11 protein-coding genes are annotated in these 14086 nt (G+C 42.3%); 10 read left to right on the forward strand and 1 reads right to left on the reverse strand.

Going from position 1 to position 14086, the window contains the following annotated elements:
• Positions 1-51: 51 nt before the first annotated feature.
• On the forward strand, positions 52-753 hold the full coding sequence (locus AZE41_RS02225) for a VOC family protein (RefSeq protein ID WP_067205120.1): 702 nt from the start codon (positions 52-54) through the stop codon (positions 751-753).
• 94 nt (positions 754-847) lie between these two features.
• Entirely contained in the window at positions 848-2119 is a 1272-nt protein-coding gene (gene hflX, locus AZE41_RS02230; RefSeq protein WP_067205122.1) for a GTPase HflX, read from the forward strand.
• A 513-nt stretch (positions 2120-2632) separates the two neighbouring features.
• Here hflX and AZE41_RS02235 read toward each other — a convergent pair.
• Entirely contained in the window at positions 2633-4351 is a 1719-nt protein-coding gene (locus tag AZE41_RS02235) for an ABC transporter ATP-binding protein (protein ID WP_067205125.1), read from the reverse strand.
• 222 nt (positions 4352-4573) lie between these two features.
• Here AZE41_RS02235 and AZE41_RS02240 point away from each other — a divergent pair, with 222 nt between their 5' ends.
• From AZE41_RS02240 to AZE41_RS02275, 8 genes are all read left to right on the forward strand, one after another.
• Positions 4574-5452: a DUF6612 family protein gene (locus AZE41_RS02240; RefSeq protein WP_067205128.1), complete on the forward strand. Its 879-nt coding sequence runs from the start codon at positions 4574-4576 to the stop codon at positions 5450-5452.
• 346 nt (positions 5453-5798) lie between these two features.
• On the forward strand, positions 5799-6749 hold the full coding sequence (locus AZE41_RS02245; RefSeq protein WP_067205131.1) for an ABC transporter permease: 951 nt from the start codon (positions 5799-5801) through the stop codon (positions 6747-6749).
• Positions 6742-7692: an iron chelate uptake ABC transporter family permease subunit gene (locus tag AZE41_RS02250; protein WP_067205134.1), complete on the forward strand. Its 951-nt coding sequence runs from the start codon at positions 6742-6744 to the stop codon at positions 7690-7692. The genes AZE41_RS02245 and AZE41_RS02250 overlap by 8 nt, the downstream gene beginning before the upstream one ends.
• Positions 7689-8450: an iron ABC transporter ATP-binding protein gene (locus AZE41_RS02255; protein WP_067205137.1), complete on the forward strand. Its 762-nt coding sequence runs from the start codon at positions 7689-7691 to the stop codon at positions 8448-8450. Before AZE41_RS02250 ends, AZE41_RS02255 begins: the two co-directional genes overlap by 4 nt.
• A gap of 86 nt (positions 8451-8536) precedes the next feature.
• Complete coding sequence (locus AZE41_RS02260) at positions 8537-9511, forward strand: siderophore ABC transporter substrate-binding protein (protein ID WP_067205139.1); 975 nt, start codon at positions 8537-8539, stop codon at positions 9509-9511.
• 221 nt (positions 9512-9732) lie between these two features.
• Positions 9733-11787 carry a flagellar assembly protein A gene (locus AZE41_RS02265; RefSeq protein ID WP_067205142.1) on the forward strand — a complete coding sequence of 685 codons (2055 nt, stop codon included), beginning with the start codon at positions 9733-9735 and terminating at the stop codon, positions 11785-11787.
• A gap of 102 nt (positions 11788-11889) precedes the next feature.
• Positions 11890-12699, forward strand: a complete 810-nt coding sequence (zupT, locus tag AZE41_RS02270; RefSeq protein ID WP_067205145.1) for a zinc transporter ZupT — start codon at positions 11890-11892, stop codon at positions 12697-12699.
• Positions 12700-12789: 90 nt separating this feature from the next.
• Entirely contained in the window at positions 12790-13995 is a 1206-nt protein-coding gene (locus AZE41_RS02275; protein WP_067205148.1) for an MFS transporter, read from the forward strand.
• The last annotated feature ends 91 nt before the right edge of the window (positions 13996-14086 follow it).

Consider the following 14086-nt stretch of genomic DNA (forward strand, 5'->3'; position numbering starts at 1 on the left):
ACTACTGCAGGCTTTTCATTTATTTAAAATTAAGAAGGTGAGGTTATTACTATGAAGCTTGATCATACTGTCTATTTCACGAATAAAGAACCGGAGAAAATCGTAGTGGAACAGCAAGCGAGTGGACGTCACGCTGTAGTCGGTGGTCGTCATGAACAATGGGGTACGCATAATGCGCTACTCTATACGAAGAATGCTTATATTGAATGGTTGTCAGTCGAGAAAATGGGGATTGCGCAACAAGTGGAGCACCCGCTGACTAAGTTATTGCTGCATGATCTTGAACAAAGCGATGGGTGGGGGACGATTTGTCTGTCTGTCGAAAGTATTGAGAAATTCAATGATGAAGTTGAAAATAAAGGATTCCGAACGTCAGGTGTGCTCGATGCTGAGCGAAGAACGGCTGATGGCCAATTGCGGAAGTGGAAAATGTTGTTCATCGATCAACCCGTATCGAATGAGTTACCCTATCCGTTTTTCATCGAGTGGGAGGAGCCGGAAGAAACACGTTTTGCGAAATTACGTGAAGAGGGAACGCTTTCCCTGGACAATGAACAGCTGGAAATTACGGAGTGTGTTTTTAGTGTCGAAGATCCATTAAGAGTAACAGCGGAGTGGGCCATTTTATTGTCGAAGAAAGTTGGTAATACTGATGACATCGTCTTGCCGAATGTTGTGCTGAAATTTGTTGCACATGATGGCGACAAAGATAGATTGACGGATGTTATCGTTGGGCAAACTGACCAACAGTGACAGAGTAGTTGTGCAGTTCGACCTGTCTGACATACAATTTCGTCACATATGGTAGACTAAACATACTTATAGCTTGTCTGGAAGGGGTAGTTCTATGGAATTTTTAGTCGAACGCGCAGTAATTGTGGGGGTCCATGAACAAAAGGATCAGCACTTTGAATATGCAATGGAAGAATTAAAAAACCTTGCTAAAGCAATCGATGTTGAAGTCGTTGGAGAAGTGACGCAAAACATGGAAAAGCGTAACCCGTCTACTTATGTTGGGAAAGGGAAAATGGAAGAGATTCAGAACTTCTATGAAGAATTAGATGCTAACCTTGTTATCTTCAATGATGAATTGTCTCCGTCTCAGATTCGTAATTTGGAGCGGGAACTGGACTGTAAAGTGATTGACAGGACAATGCTCATTCTTGATATTTTCGTACGGCGTGCGAGAACGAGTGAATCTCGGATGCAAGTTGAACTTGCGCAACTGCAATACATGCTTCCTAGACTTGTCGGTTTACGTGCATCCCTTGGTAGACAGGGCGGCGGAGCAGGCGGCGGTGTTCAGAATAAAGGGGCAGGAGAAACGAAACTTGAACTCGATCGTCGAAAAATCGAAGACCAGATTTCCAAACTTGGCCGTGACCTTGATCATGTGAAGGATCAGCGTGAAACTCAGCGCAAGCAACGTAAAAAGAGTGGTATCCCTGTTGTTTCGATTGTCGGTTATACGAATGCTGGCAAGTCGACGATTATGAATAAATTGCTGCTGAAGATGGACGTAGACAATGCGAAGCAAGTGTATGAGGAAGATATGTTATTCGCGACACTCGATACGTCAATTCGGAAAGTGAAGCTTGAGGATAACAAAGAATTCATCTTGACGGATACAGTCGGTTTTGTTTCGAAACTGCCACACCATCTTGTAAAAGCATTCCGTTCGACATTAGAAGAAGCGCGTGATGCGGATCTCCTATTACATGTAGTGGATGTGTCGAATTCGGAACACGGCTATATGATGGAAGTAACAAATGACACATTGCAGGCAGTTGGAGTAGAGAATGTAGCGACGCTTAATATTTACAATAAAGCTGATCTTGCGGATGTTCCCTATCCAGTAGTGAGCGATGATAGTGTGTGGATTTCTGCACGTGAAGGAAAAGGATTAGATGAACTTATCGAGTTGATCAAGAAAAAGATTTTTGAACAATATAGTACATGCAAGCTACTTATTCCATTTGACCGTGGTGATATCGTGTCCTATTTGAATGACAAAGCAAACGTCAAAAGTACGGAGTATGAAGAAGATGGAACGCTGATGACTGTGGAAATGGATATTTCAGAGCGAGCCAAGATTGAAGAATTTATCGTAAGCCACTAAGAAAAGCTCCAGGCGCCTGCTTAGTCGCGACAGGCATAAGTCAATCCAGCGACGTGGCGTACTTTGCCACATAGCTGGATTGCTTATGACCCGAGCGGCTGGCGCCTGGAGCTAGCCACTAATGAAAAGCGCAAGGCGCCTTGGTAGACCCGACAAGCGCTGGAGGGCCTGAAGATAAAGGCGCACTTTGCCTTTAACCTCAGGACTGAAGCGACTCGAGGGGTTAGGCGCTGGAGCTAGACACTAAGAAAAGCGCAAGCACCTTGGTAGACCCGACAAGCGGTGGAGGGCCTAAAGATAAAGGCGCACTTTGCCTTTAACCTCAGGACTGAAGCGACTCGAGGGGTTAGGCGCCTGGAGCTAGACACTATTCTAAGTCCAAAAAACTCATACTTTCTTATCTTTTAAAAATCAAAAAACAGCACCACATGACTAGGGAGGTCATGTAGTGCTGTTTTTTCTATCTAAGAGAAAGGGGGTGGAATAGTTCTAGTATGCCCGCTTATATGAAAGTTAAACCTCTTGGAATTGATTGTTATGAAGTCGGGCAAAAATCCCGCCTTTCTTCACAAGCTCATCGTACTTGCCATCTTCCGCAATCCCGTTTTCTGTGACAACGACAACGCGATCAGCATCACGAATTGTCGCCAATCGGTGTGCGATAACAAGAGTTGTCCGGTTTTCAGCAAGTTCAGCGAGTGACTGCTGAATAATGCGTTCCGTTTCTGTATCGAGAGCAGATGTCGCTTCATCTAAAATAAGAATTGGCGGGTTTTTCAAGAACATGCGGGCAATGGCAAGACGTTGTTTCTGGCCGCCGGATAATTTCAAGCCGCGTTCTCCAATCTGTGTTTCATAGCCATAAGGAAGTGAAGCGATGAAGTCTTCTAGATGCGCTTTTTTCGCTGCTGAAATAATTTCATCATCCATCGCATCCAATTTTCCGTAGCCAATATTTTCTTTGATGGTCCCGGTGAATAAGAAGACGTCCTGCTGAACGATACCGATTTGTGAACGCAAGGAGTGCTGCGTCATATCGCGGATATCGATGCCGTCAATAGAAATCGCACCTTCAGTTACATCGTAAAAACGCGGAATAAGCGAGCAAATCGTTGTTTTTCCCGCTCCAGATGGCCCAACAAATGCAACCGTTTGACCCGCGCGTATGTTTAAATTAATACCTTCTAGTACGGCTTTGTTATCGTCATAATGGAAATCTACATCATCGAAGATAATATCTCCGTTCAAATGGGCAACAGCCACTGCGTCTGGACGATCTTTAATTTCAGGCTCTTGTTCAATTAATTCACGGAACCTGCGGAATCCTGCCATACCCTTTGGATACAGTTCCAATAGCGCGCTGATTTTATCGACAGGCTTAATGAGCACATTGACAAACAATACAAATGCCACGAGTTCTCCACTCGACAATTTGTCGTTGAGTGTGAACCACGCTCCAACAACAAGTACGATAAGAGTAACAAGTCGGGTCATCATGAACATACTCGAATGGGTCCAGGCCATCACTTTATAGGCGACAAGCTTGGCTATTCTGAAATTCCCGTTGTCTATGCGGAAGCGCGCAATTTCGAAGTCTTCGTTCGTGAATGATTTGACAACGCGTGAACCTGACACGGAATCTTCTACGCGTGCATTGACGTCAGCAATTTTACCGTACATGTTTTGCCAAGCCGCATTCATTTTGATGTTACAGAATGTGACGAGGATAATGAGAAATGGAACCATAATAATTGCGATCAGTGCAAGTTCAGGGTTGATGCTGTACATGATGGCAAATGCCCCAATAAGCGTCATGATGGCGATGAAGACGTCCTCTGGACCATGGTGGGCGAGTTCCCCGATGTCGAACAGATCATTGGTGATCCGGCTCATAATATGTCCGGTCTTCGTGTTGTCAAAAAAACGGAAGGATTGCCGCTGTACATGGTTGAATAGCTGCTGGCGCATATCGGTTTCGATATTGATGCCGAGTTTGTGACCAAGATAGCTGACGATATATTGAAGGAACGTACTCAGTAAATAAACGACCAATAATAGAATACTTATCGTCGTGATTTGTCCCCAATTGCCTTTAGGCAGCAAATCATCAATGAACCACTGGACCGCGACTGGGAACGCAAGGTCGAGCAATGCTACGAAAATAGCACTTGAAAAGTCGATGATGAAAAGTCGCCTATGTGGTTTGTAATATGAAAAGAACTTTTTGAGCATATCGTTTTAATCCCCTTTAGTCTGATAATTGCTAGTATAGCGGAAAAAGCGACAGAAGACGATAATTAATTTCTGAAACCGAAATAATACTCATGTAGTTCCATAGATGTGAATAAGTAATTGAGTAATAATATTCAATTACTTTGAAATGTGGAACTCTTTGTGTTTTGAGCCGTATGAGTATATGTAGATAAAATTAGCAATTGGAAGGAAGCGGATAATATGAACAATTGGATGAAGGGTATTGCAGCAGGAATTCTTGTACTTGGACTTGGTGCATGCGGTAAGACAGCGGAGCCGAAAACAGATCCTGATACGGGCAAGAAGGTAGAAGTCCAGAATAAGAGCGACATGACAGCGCAGGAAGTTTATGAGAAGGTGATGGCAGTTTCGGAAGAGCAAAAGAGTATGCACGCCAAAATGGATATCGATCAGCTGATTAAAGTACCAAGCCAAGAGTTTGAAATGAACAGTAAGATAAATATGGACATGGATATGGTTATGGAACCACTCTCGATGTATCAGAAGATGAATATGGACATGGGTGAGCAAGGGAAGATGGACATGGAAATCTATATGACAGATGCAGGCTTCTTCATGAAAGATCCGGAGTCGGGTGATTGGATTAAGCTACCAAATGAAATGTATGAGGAAATGAGTGGCCAACTGTCCGGAGGAGCGGATCCGACACTTGACATGAACATGTTCAAAGAATTTACAGATGACTTCAAGTTTGAGCAAACGGATGATGCTTACATCCTTACATTATCCGCAGCAGGCGATAAATTCAGCAAGCTATTCAAAAAAGTTGCTACTGAAAACATGCCTGCTGGTATGGAAATGAATGAAGAACAGGCGGAAGTGATGGAAAATATGGAAGTGAAATCACTCGAGTATGAAATCTTCATCGACAAAAAGACATTCTACACAAATGCGTTCAATATGAAGATGGATATGACGATGGAAGTCGAAGGCGAAGAAATGCATATTGACCAGAAAGTAAAAGCCGACATCAGTAAAATTAACGAAATCGACACAATTAAAATTCCACAAGAAATACTAGATAACGCTGTCGATATCAATGAATCGATGGGGCAGTGAAACAATGGGCACCGGTTATCCACTCCGGTGTTTTTTTTATTGCAATAAGTAAAAACAAGGGAATCTATTAGAAACACTGCCAGACCAGTAAAAAACTCAGACCAATCATAAAACCTGGAAGATTAATAACAACAAATTCCAAACCGTCCATAAACTCGCATGACTGACTATATGAAAAGTGGTAGCCGAGGGTAGCCTACTTGTTCTTGTATTCTCACTGATAATGATTTTCAGTTATTCATTGACAGTTGTTTCTAGCATGCTATAATTGAATTTGCGCTAATTGATAACTGTTTTCATTAACGGATTCTCAATTGGTAGTAAATAATCGATATCGGGGATACCCATGAAGATACGTTACTTAGTCATCGCACTTATCAGTCTTTCATTCCTATCGTTATTTGTTGGAGTGAGCCATATTACGCCAATGGGTCTGCTTGATTTTAAATCGGAAGCAACCGAAATTTTTCTAATCAGCCGCGTGCCGCGACTTGTCGCTATTCTTCTTGCAGGAGCAGGGATGAGTATAGCAGGTCTCATTATGCAACAGCTGAGCCGAAATAAATTCGTTTCACCGACAACAGCAGGAACTTTGGATGCGACACGGCTCGGGATTCTTGTTTCGATGCTGTTATTCACAAACGCATCCACAATTGAAAAGATGATTGTCGCATTTGTATTCGCGCTTGCCGGCACGCTACTGTTTATGCAAATCCTTGACCGTATCAAATTCAAGGATGCGATTTTCATTCCGTTAGTTGGGCTTATGTTCGGTAATATTTTGTCATCTATTGCGACGTTTTTCGCTTACAAAGCGAACGTCATTCAAAATATGTCGGCATGGTTACAAGGTGATTTTTCGATGATTATGAAAGGACGTTATGAACTTCTATACATAAGCATTCCCGTGCTAATCATCACATATTTGTACGCAAACCGGTTTACTGTTGCGGGAATGGGTGAGGATTTCTCGAAAAACCTCGGGCTTGCTTATAGGCGGATCGTCAATATCGGACTAATCCTTGTTGCGCTTATTACCACTACCGTCGTCTTGACGGTCGGAATGATTCCCTTCCTTGGATTGATCATTCCGAATATCGTTTCTATTTTTAAAGGAGATCATTTACAGAAGACATTGCCTCATACAGCACTGCTAGGCGCGATATTCCTGCTTGTCTGTGACATTTTAGGTAGAGTGCTTATCTATCCGTATGAGATTTCAATTAGTTTGATGGTAGGCGTTATTGGCAGTGGAATATTCCTCTATTTATTGTTTAGGAGGAAGGCCTATGCGTAACTCAACGAAACTCATCATTCTCTCTGTAATCGCAGCTATATTCTGTATTCTGTATCTTTTCCAAGGGTTAAACGGAAGCTTTGACTATGCGTTACCACGCCGCGGTATCAAAGTGATGGCAATGGCCATCACGGGTGTTGCAATCGCGTACTCAACGGTCATTTTCCAAACAATTACACATAACCGTATTTTGACACCGAGTATTATGGGTCTTGACTCACTGTACTTATTGTTGCAGACCGCAATCATTTTTTTCCTTGGTTCGGGTCATGTGATAATCGTCAATAAACAGGTGAATTTTATAATATCTGTTTCTGCAATGGTTGTATTCGCGCTTATCCTCTATCGATTTTTATTCAAGGGGGGCAAACGCCCAATTTATTTCCTGCTTCTTGTAGGAATTATCGTCGGGACATTTTTCGGAAGCATATCGACATTTTTGCAAGTGTTAATTGATCCGAACGAATTCATGCTTGTACAGGATAGGATGTTTGCCAGTTTCAACAACGTCAGCGGTGAACTCGTTTGGTGGGCATTTGCCATCGTTATCATCAGTCTCGTCATTGGATGGAGATACTTCAACCAACTTGATGTTCTGTCACTTGGAAGGGACACCGCACTTAACTTAGGTGTCTCTTACGACAAAGTCGTCAAGACCATGCTAATCCTATCTTCTGTTTTAATAGCGGTCTCAACTGCACTAGTAGGTCCAATCACATTTTTTGGTTTGATCGTTGCGAATTTGTCCTATCAGTTTTTCAAAACGTATAGGCATAGCATCCTTATTGCGGGTGCGTCTATTATGAGTATTATCGCGCTTGTCGGGGGACAATGGGTTGTTGAACGAATATTCACGTTCTCGACGACTCTCAGTGTCATTATTAACTTCATCGGCGGCATTTACTTCATCTACTTACTATTAAAGGAGAGTCGATCTACATGATCCAAGTCCGTGAGCTATCGAAGTTTTATGGTAAAAAAGCGGTCGTTGAAAAAGTAAGCGTGAATATCCACCGCGGAAAAATCACGTCTTTTATCGGACCGAATGGTGCTGGTAAATCGACACTTCTATCAATGGTAAGCCGTCTGCTAGATGCAGATACGGGGGAAGTGCTGGTTGATAAAGACAATGTAAAACAGATGAAATCGAACGATTTTTCAAAACGAGTTTCGATTTTGAAACAGTCGAACTTCATGAACGTCCGTTTAACAATTCGTGAACTAGTGTCGTTTGGTCGATTCCCACATTCAAGGGGGAGGCTGACGGCCGAAGATCTTCGTTTCGTCAATCAAGCGATGGATTATATGGATCTAATGGATATGCAGGACGATTACCTCGACGAACTGTCAGGTGGACAGCGCCAGCGGGCATTCATCGCAATGGTTATCGCGCAGGATACGGATTATATATTGCTTGATGAACCGCTGAATAACTTGGATATGAAGCACTCCGTCCAGATCATGAAAATATTGAGAAGACTTGTAGATGATTTAGGGAAAACAGTTGTCATCGTCTTACATGACATTAACTTCGCATCCGTTTATTCGGATCGGATTGTTGCGCTTAAAGAGGGACGTGTCGTCAAAGACGGTCCGACAGATGAAATCATCACTTCTGATGCATTAAAGGATATCTACGATATGGATATTCCAATTAAACAAATGGCTAATTGTCGTATATGTGTGTACTTCGACTCTTAATCAAGAAAAGTGTAGTTACCCCGAGTTTATAAATCGATTCAAGTAAAGAGATTTAAACTTACAATACAACTAAAAGGATGGTAATGATGAAGAAAATACTAATGACAATGATGTTGTTCGCATTAATGGCTGTACTTGTAGCTTGTGGATCGAAAGACGAAGATGCAGCAGACGATAAAACAACTGGTGACAAAACAGAGCCAAAAGTTGAAGAAACTGAAACAGCAGAACCAATGGTAATTACGCACGACCTTGGCGAAACTTCAGTCGAAAAAAATCCTGAAAAAGTTGTCGTATTCGATTTTGGTATGCTTGACACGCTAGATGAGCTTGGCGTTGAAGTAGCAGGTGTTCCACAAAAGAACATTCCTTCATACTTGTCAAAATATGAAGATTCAAAGTATGTAAACGTTGGCGGTCTTAAAGAACCTGATTTTGAAGCAATCCATGCAATGAAACCAGATGTTATCCTCATCTCAGGACGTCAATCTGCTATGTACGATGAACTAAGTGAAATTGCTCCAACAATCTTTGTAGGAGTGGATACAACAAACTACATGGAGTCATTCAAAGAAAACATGGAAATGGTTGCTGAACTCTTTGGTAAGGAAGATGAAATGAAAGCAGAACTTGCAGACATTGACGAAAGAATTGCAGCGATTAATGAAAAATCAAGCAAGAGCGATGCGAAATCATTGATCATTCTTGGAAATGAAGGAAAAGTAAGTGCTTATGGATTGAGTTCACGTTTTGGTATTATTCATGATGTATTTGGCTTTAAAGCAGCTGATGAAAAACTTGAAGTATCGACTCATGGTCAAAGCATCACATTCGAATATATCCTTGAAACAAACCCAGACATTCTCTTTGTTATAGACCGTGACGCTGCGATTGGCGGCGATGCAAGTGCAAAAGATTCAATTGAAAACGACCTTGTGAAGAAAACAAACGCTTATAAAGACGGTAAAATCATTTACTTAGATCCTGACTATTGGTACCTGTCTGGTGGCGGACTTCAATCTGTGAAAGAAATGATTAAAGAAGTCGAAGCGGTATTGTAAAAATAGCAAGAGAGCCGATCCACTGAAAAGTGAACCGGCTCTTTTTTTGTTGTATAGAAAAATATAAAACTATCGGCCTGTGGACAACACTTAGCGAATTAGGTCGCATTTACACATTTACTATCTAAACACTGGGTATAATGATAGAAAATACAGAAAAATATGATAAGATTAATGTACTAGCCTAAAACGGAAATTAGATTTGAAATGGGGGGGAAGATATGGGGAAATCTATTACGGTAAAAGCAGAAACGATTGAGGAAGCTGTCCGGCTAGCCTTATCGATTACAGAATTGAAATTGGAAGAAGTCCATATTGAAGTGTTGTCGAATCCGCGAAAGAATCTTTTTGGCTTACAAAAAACGCTGGCTGAAGTAAATGTTACACAAATCATAGAATCACCATCCGCTACGAAAAAGACGCAAGATCGGAATCTGGCAATCGAACAATATCTCGATAGATTAGTATCAACAGAAGGGACGAATCGGGAATGGAACGATGCCCAGCCTCTGGGTGGCCTGTCATCAGCAATTAGTAAAGTAGCTGGGGCACGTATTAGCAATGAAAAGATTGATATACAGTTTTTAGGTAAAAAATACCCCATAGTCGTTCCTGGTTCAAATGTTAATTTCTCAATCAATGGAAAACAAATAAAGCGGCAAACAATTATTTCACCTGGAGATAAAGTAGAAGTGACAGTAAGTGATGGGCTTATACCACCACATTTTGAAATTCAATTGATTGAGCATGACATGCTTGCCATGCTTATTTTCACACCTGGGAAAAAGGTGAAGCACACTTTACGCGATACGGAGTTCGAACAAGTTCTTCATATTGAAGCAGATGAGGAAATTGAGTACTACAATGATTTAGACCCTCAAGTAATTGTTGAGCACCTAAAATCATTAGGCATACAAAAAGGGTTGCTCTTCCCGGCTATCAAGAAAGTGACGGACGCGATCAAACCGTTTGAAACGATTGTGGCAAAAGGGGTACCTCCAATTGAAGGACTGGATGGCGATTTAGAAATGCATATCGACTATCAGGAAAAAACACCGGGGGAATTGGAAAAGGTGGATTTTCATGAGATGAACCTGATTGTGTCGGTAGAAGCTGGACAAGTCATTGCAACCTATATACCACCGGTTCAGGGAACACCAGGCAGTAGCCTTCTTGGGAAAGCGATTCCTGTGAAAAAGGCGAATGACATTGTCCTGCGTCTTGGTGTGAATGTAACGCAGGTGGACAATGATATTGTTGCAGCGATTTCTGGGAAACCATCCGTGGAATGGCGAAATAAGCTTGTGAAAATTGATGTCAATCATGAATTTCATCACCAAGGGGAAGTCGATATGGCGAGCGGAAATATTCGCTTTGAGGGGAACGTAAGTATACAAGGGAATATACAACCTTCAATGTTCGTGGGGGCGACAGGAACAGTTAACATAGGGGGGTCTGTGACGAAAGCGACGATTCATGCCATGAAATCGGCTGTCGTAAAAGGGAATGTTTTTTCCTCCACAATTAGCGTCGGGCAACATGAGTTTATAATAGGAGAACTAACAACTCAACTTAGTGAAATTAAGGGGTATCTGGAACTAATTCAAGCTGCAATCCAACAGATACTCCTGATACGGGGAGAGACGGACGATAGCCTCAGTTCAGCTGAGTTGAACCATCTTATTAGGCTCTTGCTCGAAAAGAAATATACGGCATTCCAAGATTTGAATAGGCACTTCCTCCAAAAAGTTAAAAATCATTCTCTCCAGTTGCCGGTAGAATGGAGTGAAATGGCAGCCAAATTATATGAGGTATTTATAACTTCTGAAAATAAGCAATTGAAAGACATGGGTGGTTTCGAACTTTTAATCGGGGAAGTAAAAACGCTTGTGGAATTGTATGGTGAGAAAGCAGCTCCGAAATTATACCTTTCAGTACCCTATGCCATTAATAGCGTGTTATATAGTAATGGCAATATTGAGGTGACCTCGAAAGGGCTTTATCATAGTTCGGTTACAGCAGGTCACGATATAAAAGTGCGTGGTGTTTGCCGCGGTGGGGAAATCATCGCAGCCAATAAAATATCCCTCCAAAATACAGGGTCCGTAAACTTAATTAAGACAGTTGTCCGAACAGGAGAAAAAGGGAATATCACAATTGGGCATGCGCATGCGGGAACAGAAATTCATGTTGGAAATAGGTCTTATACATTTACAGCCAATGAAATGGGTGTTTTTGCTCGTCTGGATGATGAAGGAATGCTATTGATAAAATAAAGAATTCCTGTTGAACATGAAAATAGTACAGGCCAGATGTTGAGTTAGGGAAACTCATAGCATACAATAGTTCTAACCTAGAAATAGAAAGAAGATGTATACATGGATGGAAATGTACTGTTTGCATTCGCCCTTACTCTTTTTGCGGGACTTGCAACGGGAATCGGTAGCTTACTTGCATTTTTCACAAAAAGGACGAATACAAAGTTCCTCTCGATAGCCCTCGGATTTTCAGCGGGCGTTATGATTTACGTGTCACTTGTCGAAATATTTGTAAAAGCTAAAGATGCACTTGTGTTAGATTTGGGCTTAACCAATGGCTATTGGGTGACAATCGCCGGCTTTTTCGGCGGAATGCTGTTGATTGCACTTATCGATCGTCTGATTCCTGCGATTGGGAATCCGCATGAGGTAAAGAGTGTAGAAGACGTGAATGCAGGTCCGACGAATGACGAATATGCCAAGCTGAAAAAAATGGGTATGTTTACAGCCCTCGCTATTGCCATACACAACTTTCCAGAGGGAATTGCAACATTCACTTCGGCGTTGCAAGACCCTACGCTTGGAATTGCTATTGCCATCGCAGTTGCGATACACAATATTCCAGAAGGGATTGCTGTCGCCGTACCTATTTATTTTGCGACGGGTAATCGTAAGCAAGCATTTAAGTTATCGTTTCTTTCTGGATTGGCAGAACCAGTTGGTGCGATTGTGGCCTATCTTATTTTGATGCCTTATTTGAACGGTATTATGTTCGGCGTTATCTTTGCTGCTGTAGCAGGAATTATGGTATTCATTTCAATCGATGAATTACTGCCTGCTGCTCGGGAATACGGCGAAGCGCATTTGTCGGTCTACGGTTTTATGGCTGGAATGGCAGTAATGGCTGTTAGTCTCGTGCTTGTCGCGTAAAAAAACCTTTGTGTGGATTCGGTGTGTAAGGTATAATGACAGGTGTAAAGACACCGGGTTACACACTACACTACGAGGGGTAGAGACGTTATGAAGAAACAGAAACAGGAAATTTCCCGAAATAAATTATTAGGGCTTGCGGGAACGGGCTGGATGTTCGATGCAATGGACGTCGGAATTCTGTCGTTCGTTATCGCGGCACTTGCAGTAGAATGGCAGTTGACGCCATCTCAAATGGGTTGGATAGGCAGCGTCAACTCGATTGGGATGGCAGTTGGTGCATTAGGATTTGGAATGCTTGCGGATAAAATCGGTAGGAAAAACGTATTTATGATGACGCTTGTCCTGTTCTCTGTGGCTAGTGGATTATCTGCGTTGACGATGACGCTTACTGCTTTTCTGATCCTCCGCTTTTTTGTCGGAGCAGGACTTGGTGGCGAGTTGCCAGTCGCATCGACATTAGTATCTGAAAGCGTTGAGGCGCATGAACGGGGGCGTGTTGTCGTGCTCCTTGAAAGTTTTTGGGCAGCAGGATGGTTGCTAGCCGCAATCATCGCCTACTTTGTTATTCCGAACTATGGCTGGAGACTTGCGTTAATTATTACAGCATTGCCGGCATTTTACGCCATCTATCTTCGACGCAGATTACCGGATTCTCCGAAGTTTGAGCTGGATGGCAAACCGAAACAGTCAGCTGTAGAAAAGATTAAAACACTGTGGTCGAATAAGTATGCACGACGAACACTCATGCTTTGGATCGTCTGGTTCACGGTAGTATTTTCATATTATGGCATGTTCCTGTGGTTACCAAGTGTTATGGTAATGAAAGGCTTTGATTTGATTCATAGCTTCAAATACGTTCTTATTATGACGCTTGCTCAATTGCCAGGCTATTTTACAGCTGCTTGGTTAATCGAGAGAGCAGGACGGAAATTTGTTCTCGCCACGTATCTTCTTGGAACTGCAGCAAGTGCATTGTTCTTTGGTAACGCAGAAACACTTCCATTGCTTCTCACTTCGGGTGCATTGTTATCCTTCTTTAACTTAGGTGCTTGGGGAGCTTTGTACGCGTATTCACCAGAACAATATCCGACTGCAATCCGGGCAACAGGATCTGGAATGGCGGCAGCGGTTGGCCGTATTGGCGGTATATTCGGACCGTTACTCATCGGTACACTTCTTGCGGCAGGTTACGGATTCGATTTGGTATTCGGTATCTTCTGTGGCGCGATTATTATCGGTGTGATAGCCGTTGTCTTTTTAGGGACAGAAACGAAACAGACTGAATTGGAATGAATGATGGCCTGCCTTTTGTGATGAGGGCAGGCTTTTTTAAAATTAATCAAATGAAACTTCCACCGCTATTCATCCGTAAAAGAAGGTAAGG

The sequence above is a fragment of the Sporosarcina psychrophila genome (genome assembly GCF_001590685.1).
In the GTDB taxonomy this organism is placed as follows: Bacteria; Bacillota; Bacilli; order Bacillales_A; family Planococcaceae; genus Sporosarcina; species Sporosarcina psychrophila.

Excerpts from the sequence above, each read along its gene's own strand:
- AZE41_RS02250 (WP_067205134.1), top strand. The coding sequence starts at position 6,742 with ATGCGTAACTCAACGAAACTCATCATTCTCTCTGTAATCGCAGCTATA.
- zupT (WP_067205145.1), top strand. The coding sequence starts at position 11,890 with ATGGATGGAAATGTACTGTTTGCATTCGCCCTTACTCTTTTTGCGGGA.
- AZE41_RS02260 (WP_067205139.1), top strand. The coding sequence starts at position 8,537 with ATGAAGAAAATACTAATGACAATGATGTTGTTCGCATTAATGGCTGTA.
- hflX (WP_067205122.1), top strand. The coding sequence starts at position 848 with ATGGAATTTTTAGTCGAACGCGCAGTAATTGTGGGGGTCCATGAACAA.
- AZE41_RS02255 (WP_067205137.1), top strand. The coding sequence starts at position 7,689 with ATGATCCAAGTCCGTGAGCTATCGAAGTTTTATGGTAAAAAAGCGGTC.
- AZE41_RS02235 (WP_067205125.1), bottom strand. The coding sequence starts at position 4,351 with ATGCTCAAAAAGTTCTTTTCATATTACAAACCACATAGGCGACTTTTC.
- AZE41_RS02225 (WP_067205120.1), top strand. The coding sequence starts at position 52 with ATGAAGCTTGATCATACTGTCTATTTCACGAATAAAGAACCGGAGAAA.
- AZE41_RS02275 (WP_067205148.1), top strand. The coding sequence starts at position 12,790 with ATGAAGAAACAGAAACAGGAAATTTCCCGAAATAAATTATTAGGGCTT.
- AZE41_RS02240 (WP_067205128.1), top strand. The coding sequence starts at position 4,574 with ATGAACAATTGGATGAAGGGTATTGCAGCAGGAATTCTTGTACTTGGA.
- AZE41_RS02245 (WP_067205131.1), top strand. The coding sequence starts at position 5,799 with ATGAAGATACGTTACTTAGTCATCGCACTTATCAGTCTTTCATTCCTA.
- AZE41_RS02265 (WP_067205142.1), top strand. The coding sequence starts at position 9,733 with ATGGGGAAATCTATTACGGTAAAAGCAGAAACGATTGAGGAAGCTGTC.